The sequence below is a fragment of the Streptomyces sp. NPDC107471 genome (assembly GCF_055582845.1).
This window is the reverse complement of record NZ_JBVJPC010000002.1, coordinates 530,211-549,010: the sequence shown is the minus strand read 5'-3', so window position 1 is coordinate 549,010 and position 18,800 is coordinate 530,211. Positions and strand designations below refer to the sequence as shown.

General features: G+C 69.8%; 14 protein-coding genes. 10 read left to right on the top strand and 4 right to left on the bottom strand.

What is annotated here, in order from left to right:
* Window positions 1–55: 55 nt before the first annotated feature.
* Both ACZ66S_RS07390 and ACZ66S_RS07385 read right to left on the bottom strand, forming a co-directional pair.
* Window positions 56–1,399: an alpha-2,8-polysialyltransferase family protein gene (locus ACZ66S_RS07390; RefSeq protein ID WP_469900333.1), complete on the bottom strand. Its 1,344-nt coding sequence runs from the start codon at window positions 1,397–1,399 to the stop codon at window positions 56–58.
* Window positions 1,399–2,385 carry a glycosyltransferase family 2 protein gene (locus tag ACZ66S_RS07385; protein WP_469900331.1) on the bottom strand — a complete coding sequence of 329 codons (987 nt, stop codon included), beginning with the start codon at window positions 2,383–2,385 and terminating at the stop codon, window positions 1,399–1,401. Before ACZ66S_RS07385 ends, ACZ66S_RS07390 begins: the two co-directional genes overlap by 1 nt.
* Window positions 2,386–2,583: 198 nt before the next feature.
* Between ACZ66S_RS07385 and ACZ66S_RS07380 the strand changes: the two genes are divergently transcribed.
* The 8 genes from ACZ66S_RS07380 to ACZ66S_RS07345 all read left to right on the top strand — a co-directional run bounded on the left by ACZ66S_RS07380 (window position 2,584) and on the right by ACZ66S_RS07345 (window position 13,494).
* Window positions 2,584–3,927, top strand: a complete 1,344-nt coding sequence (locus ACZ66S_RS07380) for a DUF6716 putative glycosyltransferase (protein WP_469900329.1) — start codon at window positions 2,584–2,586, stop codon at window positions 3,925–3,927.
* Window positions 3,928–3,950: 23 nt separating this feature from the next.
* Entirely contained in the window at window positions 3,951–5,192 is a 1,242-nt protein-coding gene (locus ACZ66S_RS07375) for a cytidylyltransferase domain-containing protein (RefSeq protein ID WP_469900328.1), read from the top strand.
* Window positions 5,193–5,205: 13 nt separating this feature from the next.
* On the top strand, window positions 5,206–6,147 hold the full coding sequence (locus ACZ66S_RS07370; protein WP_469900326.1) for an N-acetylneuraminate synthase family protein: 942 nt from the start codon (window positions 5,206–5,208) through the stop codon (window positions 6,145–6,147).
* 98 nt (window positions 6,148–6,245) lie between these two features.
* A complete protein-coding gene (locus ACZ66S_RS07365; protein WP_469900890.1) occupies window positions 6,246–7,319 on the top strand; it encodes a hypothetical protein in 1,074 nt (357 codons plus the stop codon).
* Between the two features lie 61 nt (window positions 7,320–7,380).
* Complete coding sequence (locus ACZ66S_RS07360; RefSeq protein WP_469900325.1) at window positions 7,381–7,773, top strand: SseB family protein; 393 nt, start codon at window positions 7,381–7,383, stop codon at window positions 7,771–7,773.
* Window positions 7,770–8,366, top strand: coding sequence for a hypothetical protein (locus tag ACZ66S_RS07355; RefSeq protein WP_469900323.1), 597 nt, complete (start codon window positions 7,770–7,772; stop codon window positions 8,364–8,366). The genes ACZ66S_RS07360 and ACZ66S_RS07355 overlap by 4 nt, the downstream gene beginning before the upstream one ends.
* A complete protein-coding gene (locus tag ACZ66S_RS07350; protein ID WP_469900322.1) occupies window positions 8,366–13,063 on the top strand; it encodes a putative T7SS-secreted protein in 4,698 nt (1,565 codons plus the stop codon). The genes ACZ66S_RS07355 and ACZ66S_RS07350 overlap by 1 nt, the downstream gene beginning before the upstream one ends.
* Before the next feature lie 14 nt (window positions 13,064–13,077).
* Window positions 13,078–13,494: a contact-dependent growth inhibition system immunity protein gene (locus ACZ66S_RS07345; protein WP_469900321.1), complete on the top strand. Its 417-nt coding sequence runs from the start codon at window positions 13,078–13,080 to the stop codon at window positions 13,492–13,494.
* A 26-nt stretch (window positions 13,495–13,520) separates the two neighbouring features.
* On the opposite strand, the gene ACZ66S_RS07340 is transcribed toward ACZ66S_RS07345, so the two are convergent.
* Both ACZ66S_RS07340 and ACZ66S_RS07335 read right to left on the bottom strand, forming a co-directional pair.
* Window positions 13,521–14,954, bottom strand: coding sequence for an ATP-binding protein (locus ACZ66S_RS07340; RefSeq protein WP_469900319.1), 1,434 nt, complete (start codon window positions 14,952–14,954; stop codon window positions 13,521–13,523).
* Window positions 14,955–15,038: 84 nt separating this feature from the next.
* Window positions 15,039–15,698, bottom strand: coding sequence for a class I SAM-dependent methyltransferase (locus tag ACZ66S_RS07335; RefSeq protein ID WP_469900317.1), 660 nt, complete (start codon window positions 15,696–15,698; stop codon window positions 15,039–15,041).
* A 536-nt stretch (window positions 15,699–16,234) separates the two neighbouring features.
* Between ACZ66S_RS07335 and ACZ66S_RS07330 the strand changes: the two genes are divergently transcribed.
* A complete protein-coding gene (locus ACZ66S_RS07330; protein ID WP_469900888.1) occupies window positions 16,235–17,455 on the top strand; it encodes a M20 family metallopeptidase in 1,221 nt (406 codons plus the stop codon).
* A 288-nt stretch (window positions 17,456–17,743) separates the two neighbouring features.
* The gene (locus ACZ66S_RS07325; protein ID WP_469900315.1) at window positions 17,744–18,799 is read left to right on the top strand and encodes a BMP family lipoprotein; all 1,056 of its coding nucleotides are present in this window, start codon (window positions 17,744–17,746) and stop codon (window positions 18,797–18,799) included.
* The last annotated feature ends 1 nt before the right edge of the window (window position 18,800 follow it).

The following is an 18,800-nucleotide window of genomic DNA, read 5'->3' as shown; positions in this document are numbered from 1 at the left end:
TGGCCCTTCCCGCAAGGTCGCCCACGGGCCTTCCGCGGTTCACCCGGTGTTCCGGCTAGCGTTTCACGGCCTTCTTCAGCGCCCGTGCCCGCCGCACCATCCGGCGCGCGGTGGCGTTGCGCGGCAGGAAGGTCAGCCGTTCCGGGATCCCGCCCGGCAGCCCCAGCGACGTCAGGCGCTTCTTGCGGAAGTAGCGGCGGGTGCGCGGGCCGAAGTGCTCGGAGAGATAGCGCTCCGCGGCCGGCCGCAGCGCCGAGTGGATCTGCGGTTGCAGGGTGAACCCGAGCGCGGTGATCAGGGGGTCGAGCATGTCCGCAGGGACGGCCTCCTGCCCGGCCCGGCCCTCCAGGTCCGGCAGCACCGCGTCGGCGAGCACCACCGGGACCCGGTTGCTGTTCTGGTACGGCGTCAGCCGCTCCAGGAGCAGCTCGGTGCCGATGCGGGCGGCAGGCAGGTCGTACAGGGCGCAGGCCGTGAACAGCGCCGTGGAGAAGCAGCCGACGACCAGCGCGGGCCGGGCCTTCTCGAACAGCACCTCGGCGAGCACCGGCGTGTCCAGCACGGTGAGGTCCACGCCGAGCTTCTCCGCCTCGGCCTCCAGGGCGCGGCTGAAGCGCGCCGGTGCGCTCGGGTGCGGCTTGAAGACGACCGTGCGGTGCCCCTGGGCGACCGCCCCCTTCAGCATCCGCACGTGCAGGTCCTCCTCCTCCGCGGGGGAGAGGATGTCCAGCGCGGAGAGGTACTGGCCGAGCAGCAGGGCCGCGTCGTCCGGCAGCGGCGGCAACTCCTCGACCGCGGCGGTCAGTTCGCCCATCGCCTTCAGGAAGGCGGAGGTTGGCACCACGACCGGCGGCACGTCGAACTCGGTCAGCAGCATCGGCGTGAGACCCGCGACCAGGTCCAGGTGGAGCAGGCGGCGCACCCGCGTGCCGACCAGCGGGTCGAGCTTGTTGCGGGTGGGGCCGTAGCTCATCAGGCCGTCGGCGTAGACGTCGACGGGGGCGCCGGTGAAGATCTGGGCGACGGTGAGGGCGGGGGCGACCTGGAGGGACTCCAGCACCAGCTCGACGCGGTCGTCGCCGAGGCCCCACAGCAGCCGCAGATAGCGCTCGAACAGGGGGATGTCGTCCGGGCGGGGCGTCCACGAGCCGGGGTGGAAGGGACGGATCGCCTCGTTCCAGGACAGCACCTCGTCGAAGTGCTCGCGCAGCGGCGCGAAGCCCGGCATCTCGTCCAGCGGCGTCGAGATCTCGGGTGTCGCCGTGTTGTTGAACACCAGCAGCACCCGGCGATCCGGCTCCTCGAACAGGTCGGAGTCGATCGCGGCGGCCAGGGTGACCGCGCCGTACAGCGTGGAGGCGCAGAAGATCTGGGTCGTACGGGAACCGGTCGAGGACATCAGGCGACCGCCTTCGCAGTGGTGACCCGCCGCCGCAGCCGCCGCAGCTTGGCGGAGCGGCGCAGGTCCATGGTGTCGAGCACGTCGCCGAGCATGTCCTGCGGCATCCGCCTGATGGCCGCCGCGCTCATCGCCCGCAACTGCCGGGCCACGGACGGCTCCCACTTGGACTCGTCGGACAGATGGTGGGCGATGATCGCGCAGTAGGTGCGCACCGCCTTGGGCAGCAGCCGGTCGGCGTCCCGGTCCGCCGACGTCTCCTCGACGACCTGGTCGAAGGCGCGGATGAAGTCGAGCTGGCGGGCGTCCCCGATCTGGGTGAGGGAGGAGGCCACCCCGCGCCGGTAGAAGACGCCCAGCAGGCTCACCACCGCGAACGACTCGGCCTCGCGGTGCAGCTTCCAGATCCACGGCCGGTCCTCGGCCGTGCGCAGCCCGTCGGTGAAGTGCAGCAGGCCCTTGTCGAGCAGCCGGCGGTGGTAGGCGCCGGCCCACGCGTACGCGTAGTCCACGGACGTCGAGCGGTCGGCCGGCAGGATCGCGTCCCGCGGGTTCATCACCTCGTTCCGCCGGCCGATCGGGACCCGGTGCACGGTCCGGGCGCGCGCCACGGTCTGCACATGGTCGGTGCGGACGAAGTCGCAGCCCAGCCCCTCGATGGCGGCGACCAGTTCCGTGAGGTATCCCGGCGCGAGCCAGTCGTCGCCGTCGAGGAAGGTCAGGTACTCGCCGCGCGCCGCGTCCAGGCCGGTGTTGCGCGCGGTGGCGAGCCCTCCGTTCGCCTCGTGGTGGATGACCCGCACCTGGGCGACGTCCGACAGTTCCTCGGCCGCACGGTCGAGAATGGCTGGGGTTTCGTCCCTTGATTTGTCGTTCACCAGCACGAACTCGAAATCTCGCCGCGCATTCATGCGAAGACTTCTGAGGGTGTCCGGGGCGTATTGCTGCACGTTGTAGAACGGCACGATGACGGAGAGCTTTGGCACCCGGAAAACGCTAGAAGGCGGTCCGGCAGCGGAACTTTCCGGCAAGGGGACTGCGGGTGAACTCCATGTGTCAGAACGGTGCATCCCGTGTACTTCCAGGTCCTCGGCGGGCCAGTTCGGCTCTCGGTGGGCTGTTGTTAACTTTTCGTTGATTCGCGGTTGGGCCGGACCTAGAAATTGCTTCCTAGCGTCGTCGTCGTGCCGCCACGTACAACGAAGTCCCTTCGAATCGCCGTCCTCGCGGACTCCGACACCCGCTGGAAATGGGGTGCGCTGACCGCCGACCGCATCGCGCCGGGCCCCTCCATGGAATCCGGACCGCGCGGCGGAGCGCAAGCAGGCCTCGCGCTGGACGGATACCTGCTGCGCGGCCGGGCCACACCCACCGCACGCCAGCTCGAAGAGGTCGGCGTGCGCTCGGACTCCCTGCGCGAGGTCACCGCCGTCGAGTTCCTGCGCGCCCTGGCCGAGACGTCGTACGACATCGTCGTGCTGGCCCTGGTCGGCGGCGGGGTGCAGGCCATGCTGCACGGCCTGGCGCGGGTCTGGGACGGCCTGGAGAAGCGACCCGTCGTCGTCACCGGCTATGTCGGCGTCGTCTACGAGAAGCTCGCCGACGGCCTGCTCCTGCGGCACGGGGCCGACCTCGTCCTCGCCAACTCCCGCCAGGACGCGGAGCGTTTCCGCGCGGTGTACGAGGGTGTGGGGGCGGACGCCTCGTCGGTCACGGAGGTGGCGCTGCCCTTCCTCGGCGGGACGCCCTACGAAGGGGAGCACGACCCGTACACCGTGGTGTTCGCGGTCCAGCCCTCGGTGCCGGACAACCGCCGGGACCGGGTGTACCTGCTGGACCGCCTCATCCGGCACGCCCGGCTGCACCCCGAGCGCGAGGTGCTGCTCAAGCTGCGCTCCAGGCCCGGCGAACACACCACGCACATCGAGGAGCTGCCGTACCAGAAGCTGGTCCAGCGGCTCGATCCGCCGGCCAACTTCCAGTTGGTGTACGGCAACATGGGCGAGGTCCTGGACCGGACCGACCTGCTGGTCACCATCAGCTCCACCGCGGCGCTGGAGTCCCTGCACCGGCGCATCCCCACGGCGGTCCTGACCGACCTGGGCATCCGCGAGGTCCTCGGCAACCACCACTTCGTGGGCTCCGGCTGCCTCGCCTCCTGGGAGCAACTGGACGCCGGACACCGGCCGTCGCCCGACGAGGAGTGGGTCGCCCGGCAGGGTGTCGTCGCCGACGGATCGTACGCGCACGCCTTCGACGCGGCCCGCGAGCGCATCGCCAAGCTGCTGGCGGCTCCCGAACGGCCCCCGCTGACCCCGTACTACACACCCGTCACCGCCCCCGGCTATCTGCCCGGCATCCTCGCCCGCCACCACCTCGGCCCCGACGGCACCCCGCTGCCCGGCGCCCCCGCCCACGACAAGGCGCCGGGCCCGGTCCGGCAGATCGTGCGCCGGGCGGCCCGGGGGGCGTACCGGCACGGCGTGCAGCGCGTGGCGCCCGTGATCCGCCGGATGGGGGAGCTGTGACCACGTATCAAGGAGAAGACGCCATGTCCCACCCGCACACCGTGCGCCGGGTGCTCGCGGTGATCCCCGCGCGCGGCGGCTCCAAGGGCGTGCCCGCGAAGAACCTCGCCCCCGTCGGGGGCGTGCCGCTGGTCGCCCGTGCCGTGCGCGAGTGCCGTGCCGCCCGGCTGGTGACGGACGTCGTGGTCTCCACCGACGACCAGGCCATCGCGGCCGCCGCCCGTGAGGCGGGCGCCGAGGTCGTGCTGCGGCCCGCCGCCATCGCCGGCGACACCGCCACCTCGGAGGCCGCCGTCCTGCACGCCATGGACGCCCACGAGGCCCTGCACGGCGCCGCCGTCGACGTGGTCGTCTTCGTGCAGTGCACCAGCCCGTTCGTGGTCCGCGAGGACATCGACGGGGTCGCCGCCGCGATCGTCGAGAACGACGCCGACACCGCCGTGACCGTCGCCCCCTTCCACGGCTTCGTCTGGCGCGACGCCGACGACGAGGCGGCCGCCGGTTCCGTCGCGGAGGCCGACGCGGCCACCGGCGGCGGCTACGGCGTCAACCACGACAAGTCCTTCCGCCCCCGCCGCCAGGACCGCCCCCAGGACCTCCTGGAGACCGGCGCCGCCTACGCGATGGACGCGGTCGGCTTCCGCAAGCACCAGCACCGCTTCTTCGGCCGTACCGACCTCGTACGGACCGACCCCGCGCGGGTGCTGGAGATCGACGACCCCCACGACCTGGCCAGGGCACGGGCGTTGGCCCCCCTGCTGGACGCGGGCACCCAGCCCTCCTTCGAGGACGTGGACGCGGTCGTCCTGGACTTCGACGGCACCCAGACCGACGACCGGGTGCTGATCGACGCCGACGGAAAGGAGTTCGTCACCGTGCACCGCGGCGACGGACTCGGCATCGCCGCCCTGCGCAAGTCGGGCCTGCGGATGCTGATCCTCTCCACGGAGCAGAACCCGGTCGTCGCCGCCCGCGCACGGAAGCTGAAGATCCCCGTGCTGCACGGCATCGACCGGAAGGACCTCGCGCTGAAGCAGTGGTGCGAGGAGCAGGGCATCGCGCCCGAGCGCGTGCTCTACGTCGGCAACGACGTCAACGACCTCCCGTGCTTCGCCCTCGTCGGCTGGCCCGTGGCGGTCGCGAGCGCCCACGACGTGGTACGCGGCGCCGCCCGTGCGGTCACCACCGTCCCCGGTGGCGACGGCGCGATCCGAGAGATCGCCCGCTGGATCCTCGGCCCCTCTCTCGACTCCCTCGACAAGTAAGGAACGTCCTCGTATGTCTTCCAACTCCCGCCTGCGCACCTTCGGCACCGAGCGCATCGCAGGCCCCGGCCAGCCCGTCTACATCTGCGGCGAGATCGGCATCAACCACAACGGCGAGCTGGAGAACGCGTTCAAGCTCATCGACGTGGCCGCCGAGGCCGGCTGCGACGCCGTGAAGTTCCAGAAGCGCACCCCCGAGATCTGCACCCCGCGCGACCAGTGGGACATCGAGCGCGACACCCCCTGGGGCCGGATGACCTACATCGACTACCGCCACCGCGTGGAGTTCGGCGAGGACGAGTACCGCCAGATCGACGAGTACTGCAAGGAGAAGGGGATCGCCTGGTTCGCCTCCCCGTGGGACACCGAGGCCGTCGCCTTCCTGGAGAAGTTCGACGTGCCCGCCCACAAGGTGGCCTCCGCCTCCCTCACCGACGACGAGCTCCTGCGCGCCCTGCGCGCCACGGGCCGTACGGTCATCCTCTCCTCCGGCATGTCCACCCCGAAGCAGATCCGCCACGCGGTCGAGGTCCTCGGCTCGGACAACATCCTTCTCTGCCACGCCACTTCGACCTACCCGGCGAAGGCCGAGGAGCTCAACCTGCGGGTGATCAACACCCTCCAGGAGGAGTACCCGAACGTCCCGATCGGCTACTCCGGCCACGAGACGGGCCTGCAGACCACCCTCGCGGCGGTCGCCCTGGGCGCCACCTTCGTCGAGCGCCACATCACCCTGGACCGCGCGATGTGGGGTTCCGACCAGGCCGCGTCGGTCGAGCCGCAGGGCCTCCAGCGCCTCGTCCGCGACATCCGCACCATCGAGGCCTCCCTCGGCGACGGCGTCAAGAAGGTCTACGACTCCGAGCTCGGCCCCATGAAGAAGCTGCGCCGCGTCACCGGCGTGGTCGCCGAGGCGGAGATCGCGGCCGCCGCGGGCGAGCCCGTCTCGGTCTGAGCCACCAGGCACCGGGTCCCCGGCCGCAGTCGGTCCGGGGGCCCGGTGTTCATCACCCGCGCCCCATGAGCGCCCTACGACGGGACGGTCGTACGTCGATGAGCCCCCGTGCCGGGAACACCGGCCCCCACACTCTCGCGTTCGTCGAGAGCCCGGTCCAGCTCCTGAACGTGCTGGAGTGGGCGCACGCGCACGCCCCCGGCGCGGAGCTCACCCTCGTCGTGCTGTCCCCGACCGACCCCATGACCCGCGGCCAGCTCCGCAGGATGGCGGAACTCGCCCGCGAGGAGGGCCACGAGGTCCGCTGGGAGGAGGCGAGGGGCGGCGCCGCGGCCCCCTTCCAGACCATCGGCGGCCTCGCGGGCATGCTCCGCAGGGCGGACCGTGTGGTCCTCGGCGACCCGTTCTCCCGCTATGTGCAGCTTCTTCTGACCATCACCCGCGCCGGCGACCTGGTCGTGGTCGACGACGGCACGGCGACGATGGAGTTCGTGTCCCAACTGGCCCGCGGTGAGCGCCTCGTGCGCTGGCACCGCAAGGGCGGCCGCCCCAGCCCCCGCGACCTCGCCTTCGCCCCGGTCTCGGCGGCGGCCCGCAAGCGCCTGACGCCGGGGGAGGGCCGGGGAGTCGAGATCTTCTCGTCGATGCCGATGGAGGAGACGCCGACGGGAGTGACGGTCTCGGTGAACTCCTTCGCCTGGACCCGCGCCCGCTTCGGCCCGCCGCGCCTCACGAAGGGCGCGGACATGGTCGGCACGTCCCTCGTCGAGACCGGCGTGGTGGACGCCGACCGCTACCTGGAGGCCGTGACCCGCCTGGCCAAGACCCATGGCGCCACCCGCTACTTCGCCCACCGCCGGGAGGCGACGGAGAAGCTGCACCGGCTGGCCGTGGAGACGGGCCTGGAGATCGTCCGCCCGGACCTCCCGCTGGAACTCATCGCCCGCCGGGGCCCGATCGGCCGCACGATCCTGAGCTTCCCCTCGACGGTCGTCCACACGCTGCCCCTGGCCCTGGCCGGCACGGAGGTCCGCGTGGCCGTGTGCGACATCGACCCGGACTGGCTCACGGCGACGGCCTCGCCGCGGGCCCAGGGCTTCCTGTCCGGGGTCACCGGGACGGCCCGGGACGTGCACCGGCTGTCGGCGGTGACGGCGGTACCGGTTGTCTGAAACCCCGGGGGCGCCGCTCAGCCGGATCGTCTAGCATCATCGTTCACTTGTGCGACGTTCGATGAGGTCTACGACGGGGGCGGCTGACGTGCGTGCCGAGGCGTTGCGGGAACGGCGGGCGGAGATCGGGGAGTTCCGGCGCCGGGAGGTGCTGGTGCCGGTGGTCGACGGCGCGTTGCTGTCGGCGGAGGCGTGCGGCATTCGCTGGCTGTTTGCGTTCACGGAACGCGCGGCGCTGGAACGGTTCGCCGAGGCACGCGGTGAGGTCGTGCCCGACTGCGTCCCGGTGTACGGGGCGCGACTGCTGGACCAGGTGGTCCCCGCCGCGGACGGCCCCACCGGCATCGCGGTGGACGCGGGCAGCCCGGGCGGCCTGGTGCTGCCTCCGGTGCCGGGGATCGTGCCGGACGCGGTGGCCGTGGCCGCCGGTCCGGAGGGGGCCGGGGCGGCGTGAGCGACGGCTACCAGGTCGATCCGGAGGCGATGGCACGGATCACCCGCGGCATCGACCAGGCGATGGACGAGCTGAAGAACTTCGGCTTCGACATCGAGGCGAACCTGGGCCGCGGCTTCGACGACCTCTCCCTGACCGGCCTGGAGGCGGGCGACGACGGCCTCCGGCAGGTGTTCGGGGACTTCTGCGACCGCTGGGGCTGGGGCGTGCGCTCCCTGATGCAGGGCGCGAACGAGTTCGCGGGCCGTCTGGGGCTGTCGGCGGGGATCTACCACGAGCAGGAGCAGTACGTCTCCGACACCCTGAAGTCGGTGTGGACGGCCGGCACGGGCAACCCGTACCTCTCCCCGGACGAGGTGAAGGAACGTTCCTGGTCGGAGACGTTGAAGGACAACCCGGTCTCGCAGGGGGCGAACGCGGACTACAGCGCGGAGTCCTTCACGTCCGGTCAGGACGAGGTGGAGGCGGCCTGGTCGCGGACGGCGGAGGACGTCTCGACCTCGACGGCGACGCCGGACGCGTTCGTCGATCCGCGCACGGACTGGCAGTGGAGCGGGCCTCCCTCCGCGGATTCCCCGGCGGGTGAGGGCTGATGGGCTTCGGGGATCTGGTCGACGACTTCGGCGACGGCCTGGAGAGCGCGGCGGACGGCCTGAACAAGGGCGTCGGCGAGGCGGTGGGCTGGGGCGCGGACAAGACGGCGGGCCTGCTGTCGGACGTCGGCGCGGACGGCGCGGCCGAGAAGGTCCGCGACTTCGGCGAGAGCGTCGACAACCGGCTGGGCGGCACGGTCGCCGAACGCGCGCTGGGCGAGAGCGACGACCCGAAGGAACTCATCCACGGCAGCGAGCCGGCCCTGCGCGAACGGGCCGGGCACCTGCGGAAGTTCGCGGCCGCCTTCGAGAACGTCGGCCAGGGCATGCGCTCGCTGGACCCCGGCGAGTGGCGGGGCCGGGCGGCGGACGAGTTCCGCGCGAAGTTCGACGTCCAGCCCAAGCAGTGGCTGACGGCGGCGGACGCGTGTACGTCGGCGGCGGGGGCGCTGGAGTCGTACGCGGACATGGTGACGTGGGCGCAGGGACAGGCCCGGCTGGCGATCGAGAAGTACCGGGCCGCCCAGGACGCCTCCCGGCGGGCGGCGGACGCGTACGACGCCCGGGTGTCGGCGTACGACCAGGCGGCCGAACGCTACAACGCGACCGTCGGGGCGGGCGGCGACCCGGGCCCGAAGCCGACGGAGCCCGGCGCCTGGGTCGACCCGGGTACCGGACTCCGCGAGGAGGCCCGGGAGATCCTGTCCGCGGCCCGCCGCCAGCGCACCGAGTTGGCCGAGGACGCCCGCCGCAGGATAGCCGCGGCCCTGGAAACGGCCCCGCCGAAGCCGGAGTTCACCGACCGCCTGGGCGCGGGCGCGGCGGACCTGTTCGTCGGGACCCAGCTCAACTCGGTCCACGTCCTGGGCGGCCTCCTGCGCGGCGGCACGGACGTCCTGAAACTGGCCCGCACGGTCAACCCCCTGGACCCGTACAACCTGACCCACCCCGGCGAGTGGTCGAAGAACTCCCAGTTGCTCCTGGCGGGCCTGGTCGGCACGGCGGCCCACCCCGAACGCCTGCCGATGTCGATCCTGGGGACGGGGTGGTCCAGGGATCCGGGGGACGCGGCGGGCTACCTGCTCTCGAACCTGATCGGCGGGAAGGGAGCTGGGGGTGTGGGGCGCGCGGCTGCGCGGGATGCCCTGCGCGGGGTCGCCAAGGACGCCGCGACGGGTGCCGCGCGCAGAAGTGTCGGCAAGGGGCTGCGGGACGTTGCCCGGGAGCTGTGGTGCAAGACGCTGGGTGGTGACCCGATTGACATGGCCACCGGGCGTATGTCCCTGCCGCAGACGGACGTGACCCTGCCCGCCCGGCTGCCCCTGGTCTTCACCCGCCAGTTCGAGTCGTCGTACCGGGCGGGCCGCTGGTTCGGCCCTTGCTGGACCTCGACGGCCGACCAGCGGCTGGAGATCGACGCTGAAGGTGTCGTCTTCGTCCGCGAGGACGGCTCCTTGCTGGCATATCCGCACCCAGCCCCCGGCGTTCCGACCCTGCCCCTGGCCGGGGAAAGCCACCCGCTGACTGTGGATGCCTACGGCGATTACACGGTCAGCGACCCGGAAACGGGGCGCGTCTGGGACTTCGCGGGCCCGGGCGGCGACGGCAACGGCATCGCCCTGCTCTCCCAGCTCATGGACCGCTCGGGGCAGTGGCTTACCTTCGAGTACGACGACGAGGGCGCCCCGACGGGGATCGTGCACTCGGCCGGCTACGACCTGCGCATCGAGCGGTCCAGGAACCGGATCACCGCCCTGCGCCTGTCCTCCGACGAGGATGTCGAGCTGGTCCGCTTCGGTTACGACACCGAGGGCCACCTGTCGACGGTCACGAAGTCCTCCGGTCTGCCGACCCGCTTCACCAACGACACCCTCGGCCGCATCATCGCCTGGACGGACACGAACAGCTCGACGTACCGCTACGCCTACGACCACCAGGATCGCTGTACCGCGCAGGGCGGCGAGAAGGGCCACCTGCGGTACGCCTACACATACAGCGATCCCGATCCGATCTCCGGCAATCGGATCGTCACAGCGGTCAACTCTCTCGGCCACAGCACGCGGTACGAGATCAACAGAGACCTGCAAGTGGCAGCGGTGACAGCCCCGGACGGCGCTACGACGTACACCACTTACGACACGGCCAACCGCCCGCTCACCATCACCGATCCGCTGGGCCGCACGCGCAGTTACGCCTACGACGAGGTGGGCCGCACGGTTCTGGCCATCCGTCCCGACGGCCGCTACACCAGCGTCGCCTACAACGACCAGGGTCTGCCCGTCACGGTGACTGGTGCCGATGGCACGCATGTCACGCAACGGTTCGACGCGCGCGGCAACTGCACGGCCGTGACGGACGAGGCCGGGGCCACCACTCACTTCGCCTACGACTACCGGGGCCACCTCGAATCCGTCACCAACGCCCTCGGGGAGGTCACACGGGTCCGCTGCAACGCCGAAGGCCTGACCCTGGAGGTCACCGACCCCTTGGGCGCCGTAACCCGCTACGAACGCGACGCCTTCGGCCGCCCGGTGAGCATCACGGATCCGACCGGAGCGGTGACTCGGCTGGAGTGGACGGTGGAGGGCCGCCTGACGCGCCGTACAGCCGCGGACGGAACAAGCGAATCGTGGACGTACGACGGCGAGGGCAACTGCACCACCCACACCGATGCCCTCGGCGCAGTTTCCCGCTATGAATACACCCACTTCGACTTGATGTCCGCCCGGACCGGCCCGGACGGCACCCGCTACACCTTCGACCACGACATGGAACTACGCCTGACCAGGGTCACCAATCCGCAGGGCCTGACGTGGAATTACACCTATGACGCAGTGGGCCGCCTGACGGCGGAGACCGACTTCGACGACCGGACACTGACCTATGGTTACGACTCGACCGGCCGACTCATAGCCTCGACCACCCTGTCGGGCACCGCCGTTCACCTTGAGCGCGACCTTCTGGGTCAGGTGATCTGCAAGGAAGTGGCAGGAACGACCACAACGTTCGAGTACGACCCGCAGGGGGCCCTGATCCGGGCCGCGGGGCCGGACGCGGTGGTGACCGTGCAGAGGGACAGCATGGGACGTGCGCTGGCCGAAACGGTCAATGGCCGAACCCTCACCTACCGGTACGACGAGTTGGGCCGCTGCGTCAGCCGCACCACGCCGGCCGGCGCCACGAGCACCTGGAGTTATGACGCGGCCGGCAACCGTACGGCCATGGTCGCGTCGGGCCGCGTTCTCACATTCACGCACGACGAGGCAGGACGTGAACTGTCCCGCAGTGTGGCCGAGTCCCTAACCCTGACCCAGGCTTTCGACTCCCTGGGGCGCCTGACGGAACAGGACGTCATGGCCCCGGCCGGCCGCCGTCTCCAGCGTCGCTTGTACACCTATCGGGCGGACGGCAACCTGACGGCCGTCGACGACCACCTGAACGGTGCCCACCACTTCGAGCTCGACGCGGTGGGCCGAGTCACCACAGTGCATGCGGCGAACTGGACGGAGACGTACGCCTACGACGCGGTAGGCAACCAGACACGGGCTGCCTGGCCGGCCACCCACCCGGGCGAGGGGGCGACGGGTGAGCGCTCTTATACCGGCACCCGTGTCACCCGCGCGGGCAATGTCCGCTACGAATACGATGCAGCAGGCCGGTTGCGCCTCCGGCAGAAGACCCGTTTGTCCCGCAGGCCGGACACGTGGCATTACGAATGGGACGCAGAGAACCGCCTGACGTCGGTCACCACACCGGACGGCAGCCACTGGCGATACACCTACGACCCCCTGGGCCGTCGCACGGCAAAGCTGCGCCTCGCAAGCGACGGCAAGACGGTCACCGAACGAGTCGACTTCGTCTGGGACGGCACCACCCTGTGCGAGCAGACCACTACCTCGGCGTCCCTGGCCAACCCTGTCACGTTGACCTGGGACCACCAGGGCCTGCACCCGATCGCTCAAACCGAACGCATCACCGCAGTCGACGCGCCCCAGCAGGAGATCGACTCCCGCTTCTTCGCCATCGTCACCGACCTTGTCGGAACTCCTCAGGAACTGGTGGACGAACGCGGTGACATCGCGTGGCGCAGGCGCTCGACCTTGTGGGGCAGGACAACCTGGCCCACCGACAGCAGCGCGTACACCCCTCTACGCTTTCCCGGGCAGTACTACGACCCCGAAACCAGCCTGCATTACAACTACTTCCGCCACTACGACCCTGAAACCGCCCGTTACGCCACCCCTGACCCGCTCGGCCTCGCCCCCGCTGACAACCCCGTCGCGTATGTCCACAACCCCCATATCTGGACCGATTCCCTAGGTCTTTCGCCGTATCGTGACCTGGGACTGCGGGAAGACGCCATGAAGGCGATCAAGAAGCTGGAAAACATCAAGAAGGATCCGATCGGGGAGATAAACTCTCAACCCAATCACAACCATTACAACGCGGCGAGGCGTGAAGCTCAAGGCGAGGTAGTGGCACGCAAGCCTGACGGCACGCCTTACGATCATATTGCGGATCTGAAGGGTGCTCGAAATGGGCTGGACAAAGTGAGGTTGGCTCTTGAGCGAGAGATTGAGAAGCCGCCCGCAGGTATAACTGAACGTGGCATGGAAATTCTGCTCAAGAAACGCAAGGAAGCCATTGCGGAGCTTGACAGGCTGAACGGCTTCCTGCACTCCATAGGTCATCGGTGACGGAGGATCCGACGATGTCCCAATCTGTCGATCGCAGTAAGTCCCTTGAACAACTGGACGGCGAACGCTGGGGAGAACCGCCTGCCGAAGCGACGTCACTGATCAGAACAGTCCACGAGTGGCGCCGACGACCCATCGGAACGCTGGAACCCGATGAGCTGGCCCGCTTGATCGGCCAGGATGTCGGTTTGCCGTGGTTGCTCCCTCTAGCGGTGCAAATTCTTCGCGACGAAGCACTGGAACAGCCTTCCGGTGGATTTATCGACGGTGACTTGCTGTATGCGGCAGTCACGAGAAACCCGGAAGTGTGGAGGGCTTATCCCGAGCTCGCGCGCGAGCTCAAAAACGCCGTAACCTTGCTATCTGATCTGTCGACCTATGAGAAGCGCGAGGTCGAGGCGTTCCTGGCATCGCTTCCCGAGGGAATGTGAACCGGGAAGGCCGCCCTCTTGTGAGCTTAGGACCACGCCCGTACTAGATCCTCCGGCCCCCAGTGGGCGGCCAGGGGCAGAGCGTCCGTCACCCCGCAGCGCGAGACCGCGACACGTGGCGTGTCGGGGGCCGTGCCAGGGACGGCGAGCATGTCGCGGACGAGGGCGTCGTAGTCGTGGGGGCCGAAGGGCTGGTTCTCGAGCCACTTGATCGACCCGACGAAGTGCACCTGCCTGGCCACCGGCTCCCGGTCCGCGCCGATGAGGTCGACCTCGGGGTTGTTCTGCCGGTTCCACCAGCCGCCCACGGCCTCCGTCTCCGGCCACTCGCCGTCGGGCAGCAGGCGTAGCAGCGAATCCCGGATCAGTGGTTCGACCGCGCGGCCACGCCACGTAGGCCAGGATCGTTCGATGCGTTCCAGTGCCACGTCACCGCGTCCCCGCTCGATCAGCGGGATCGCGCGCTGCAGGAACGCCAGCCAGAAGCGCAGGTACGGGTCGGCGATCCGGTAGCGCTTGTTCTTGCTGTCCGATTTGGCGGACAGCGGGAGATCGGCTGTCACAACCCGCTTGGCTTGCAGGGTGGCCAGGAGCGGGGAGAGGGTCCCGGACGGCAACGCTCCACCACCCCCGGCCTGAGCCGCGATCGCGCTGTACGTCCGCTCCCCACTGCCGACCGCTTCCAGCACGGCCCGTGCGAGTGACGCTTCGGGGAACTCGCCCAGGAGCGACAGTTCGCCGGCCACCAGCAGGGGAGAGAGGGGGTTGGCGACGGAAGTCCGCAGGAAGTCGATACGACTCATTCCCGGACGCCACGACTGCACGATCTCCGGGAATCCACCGGTGATCAGGTGGGCATCAACGGCGTCCGCCGCGTTCGCATCGATCATGGCCTGCACGTCGGCCAGGTTCAGGGGATGGACGGTCATCTTCGCCGCCCGGCCGAAGAACGGTCGCCCGTACGACTGCAGCGCCTCCATCACCGACACGTCGCTGCCGACGAGCAGGAGCAACACGGGCTTGGACGACAGATGGCGGTCCCAGACGGTCTGCAGTGCGCCCTCGAACTCCTGATCCTGCTCGACCAGCCAGGGAACCTCGTCGATCACCACGATGCTCGGGGAGTCGTCGGCGATCGCGAGCGCCAGCGAACGCAGGGCCTGGTTCCAGTCCTGCGGCTGGAGGCCGGCGACCAGCTCCACCTCCGGAAGCGGCGACTGGGCCAGCGTCGCGACGAATTCGGCCCGTTCCGTGACGGGGTTGCGCCCGCGGGTTGCCTGGAACACCGCGTACGGCGCTCCTGATCGGTCGCAGAACTCCTGAACCAGCCGTGACTTCCCCACCCGGCGCCGACCGGTCAGGATCACGGCTCGCCCTCGGGTGGACCCGTTGCCGTCTGTCACGGCCCTGAGCTGATCGGCCAGCAGTTCGAGATCGGCGGCCCGGCCATGGAACTCCACGAGAGCCTCCGCGCAAAGGTAGATTCATTCTTACGTAGATTGAATCTTACTTCAGTCGCTGCTGTCGTGCAGAGGGCAGTCGTCCTACGCCGGCTTCCGTGCCACGAGATACGCCCGGGCCGGCTTCTCCTCGTCGAGGGGCTCTCTGAGGACTCGGAGGATCACCTGGAAGCCTGCCTTGGTCAGGGGCTCGGCCACCGCCTCCGGGGTGCGCAGGTAGTAGTCCAGGGAGATCTTGTGGCCGAAGCGTTCGTCGAGGTGTACGTGGGTGCCGCCCGGCTCGTACTGGAAGCCGATCAGGGCGTGGGCGCCGGGGGCCAGGACGCGGTGGAACTCGGTGAAGGCCGTCGGCAGGTGGTCGTCCGGGACGTGGATGATCGAGTAGAGGGCTGTGACGCCGCCCAGGGTTTCCGACGGTAGGTCCAGCGATGTCATCGAGCCCACGTGGAAGCGGAGCTCCGGGTGGGTCCTGCGGGCCAGTTCGGCCATCCTCGGGGAGACGTCCACGCCGAAGACCCGGAGGCCGAGGTTGTGGAGCGCCACCGTGACGTGTCCCGGGCCGCTGCCGATGTCGGCCACCGGGCCCAGGCCCTGCTCCTTCACCAGCTCCGCGAAGCCGGTGATCTGGGCTCTGTCCAGCGTGGGGATGCGGGCCCAGTCGGAGAACTGTTCGGTGTAGGGCTCGGCGATCGTGTCGTACGCGGTGCGCGTGGCCCGTATGAAGTCGGGAGTCTCGGCGGTCACGGGCTGCACCCTAGTGGGGCGCCACCGGGCGGCGGGGGGAGTTTCCCCGGCCGTCATCGAGGGGCCGCTTGCGGTGGCTGAGGCGAGTCGAGGGAAGCGGGGGCGGACAGCGCCAAGTGGGTGCTGATTGGCCTAGGCGCCGGCCAACCGCCCCCCTCGGCCGAGTCGATCCCCCCGTAGCGTCAGCACCGCGTGGGTGCCGATCGGCTCACGCGCCGGCCCACCGCCCCCCGCCGGGTCGATCTCCCCCATGGCGTCCGCGGCCCTCGTAGCAGACCCCGCGACCCGCCGCCTCACCAGCGGCGCTGCCCCGTCCGGGCCCGTCCCCGCCCCGTCCCGATCCTGTTTCGACAGATGAACAGAACCGCCGGGTGCGAGCCCGGCATGGTATGTGTGGGAAAAGACGTTCCTACCCACCTCACATCACATCCATGCGTCGAGCGGCCAAATTTTCTGCCCTCTGCGGGCTGAAGTTTTGTTGATCGCGGGTCGGTTGGTCGCCCCGGCGTCCTACCCTTTAGAGGGTGAAGCAACTGATGTCACTGGAGTCCGAGGTCGAACTGCCCGGGGAAGCCGTGCTTCCCGGCGTGCTGAGCGACGCGCTGCACGCCGAGCTCGTCCACTTCCGGCGCGACCTGCACATGCACCCGGAGCTCGGGAACCAGGAGTTCCGGACCACCGCGGCGATCAAGGAGCGGCTGGAGCGGGCCGGGCTGAAGCCCCGAGTGCTCGCCGTCGGGACCGGGCTCGTGTGTGACATCGGGGAGTGGGACGGCGAGCGGCCCATGCTCGCGCTGCGCGCCGACATCGACGGCCTGCCCATCCCGGACACGAAGACCGAGTGCTCGTACCGCTCGACCGTGCCCGACCGGGCGCACGCCTGTGGACACGACGTGCACACGACCGTCGTGCTGGGGACCGGGCTCGTGCTCGCCGAGCTCGACCGGCAGGGGCTGCTGCCGCGGCCCGTACGGCTGGTCTTCCAGCCCGCTGAGGAAGTGCTGCCCGGCGGTGCCGCCGACGCCATCGACGGCGGGGTGCTGGAAGGGGTCGGCAAGATCCTCGCCGTGCACTGCGACCCGCGCGTCGACGCCGGGCGGATCGGACTGCGGACCGGTCCCATCACCTCCGCCTGCGACCGGCTGGAGATCGCGCTCGACGGACCCGGTGGGCACACCGCACGGCCGCACCTCACCACCGACCTCGTCACCGCCGCCGCCCGCGTGGTCACCGACGTGCCCGCGATCGTCGGCCGGCGTGTCGACACCCGCGCCGGGCTTGCCGTGACCTGGGGACGCATCGAGTCGGGCCACGCGCCCAACGTCATCCCGCAGCACGCCGAGCTCTCCGGCACCGTGCGCTGCCTGGACCTCGACACCTGGCGCCAGGCCCCGGACGTCGTCGTGGCCGCGATCGACGAGGTCGCCAACCTGCACGGCGCCAAGTCCGAGATCAACTACGTGCGGGGCGTGCCGCCCGTCGTCAACGACGCCGACGTCACCGAGCTGCTCCGCCGGGCGATGACCGCGCGGCGCGGCGCCGACTCCGTCGAGGACACCGAGCAGAGCCTCGGCGGCGAGGACTTCTCCTGGTACCTCCAGCACGTGCCCGGTGCCATGGCCCGCCTCGGGGTGCGCACCCCGGGCGAGCGGACCGTGCGCGACCTGCACCAGGGCGACTTCGACGCCGACGAGTCCGCGATCACCGTAGGCGTGGAGATGTTCACGGCGGCGGCCCTGCTCGACGCCGCGCAGTGACCCGAGCGTGACGGAACGGCCCCGTGAGGGCCGTTCCGCCGACCGGCGCAACATGCTCGTAAGCCAATCGTGCGCTCTTCGCAATCCTGGTGTGCCAGGCCGGTAGACCCTCAGTTCAGACGCTGTTTGCCTCGAATCGATAACGGCTTCGGAAGAGGTCTGTTTCCGACATCTACGCGCGTTACGATGCCGCGAAGCCGACGCCGCAGGGGCGTACAGGCCCGAGCACTGGCATGGTGCTCACATGAAGCGCCGACAAGGCGCTCAGGTCAGGTGAAGGAGCCTCCCGTGCGCCGGGTAGCCAAGCTTTCCGCTGCGTGTATCGCGACCGCAGCTCTCGCACTGACTGCCACCGCGTGTGGCAGCACCTCCTCCGAGAACGACAGCTCGTCCTCCTCGTCCTCGGACGGCGGCAAGGGCATCAAGATCGGCCTTGCCTACGACGTCGGCGGCCGTGGTGACCGCTCCTTCAACGACTCCGCCGCGCGCGGTGCCGACAAGGCGGAGAAGGAGTTCGGCGGTTCCATCAAGGAGCTCACCGCCAAGAGCTCCGACACCGAGGCCGACCGTGAGCAGCGCCTGACCGACCTGGCGGACGCCGGCTACAACCCGATCGTGGCCGTCGGCTTCTCCTACGCCACCTCGGTGGACAAGGTCGCCGCGAAGTTCCCGAAGGTCAGCTTCGGCCTCATCGACTCGGTCGCGACCGCCAAGAACGTCGACAGCATCACCTTCACCGAGGAGCAGGGTTCCTACCTCGCCGGTGTCGCCGCGGCGCTGAAGACCAAGAAGAGCCACGTCGGCTTCATCGGCGGTGTGGACACCCCGCTGATCAAGAAGTTCGCCGCGGGTTACGTCCAGGGCGTCAAGGACACCAAGCCCGGCGTCAAGGTCGACGTCCAGTACCTGACCCACGGCTCCGACCTGTCCGGCTTCGCCAGCCCCGACAAGGGCAAGGAAGCCGCGTCCGGCCAGCTCGACAACGGCGCCGACGTGATCTACACCGCGGCCGGCTCCTCCGGCAACGGCGCCATCGAGGCCGTCTCCGCCGTCAAGGGCGCCTGGGCCATCGGCGTGGACTCGGACCAGTACAACATCCCGGGTCTGAGCAAGTACAAGAACTCGATCCTGACCTCGATGGTCAAGAACGTGGACGTCGGCGTCTACGACTTCGTCAAGTCCGTGCACGAGGGCAAGCCGCTGACCGGCAACCAGGTCTACTCCCTCGCCAAGGGCGGTGTCGGCCTGGCCACCAGCGGTGGCTTCATCGACGACATCCAGCCGCAGCTCGACGCCGCGAAGAAGAAGATCGTCGACGGCACCGTCAAGGTCAAGACGAGCTGAC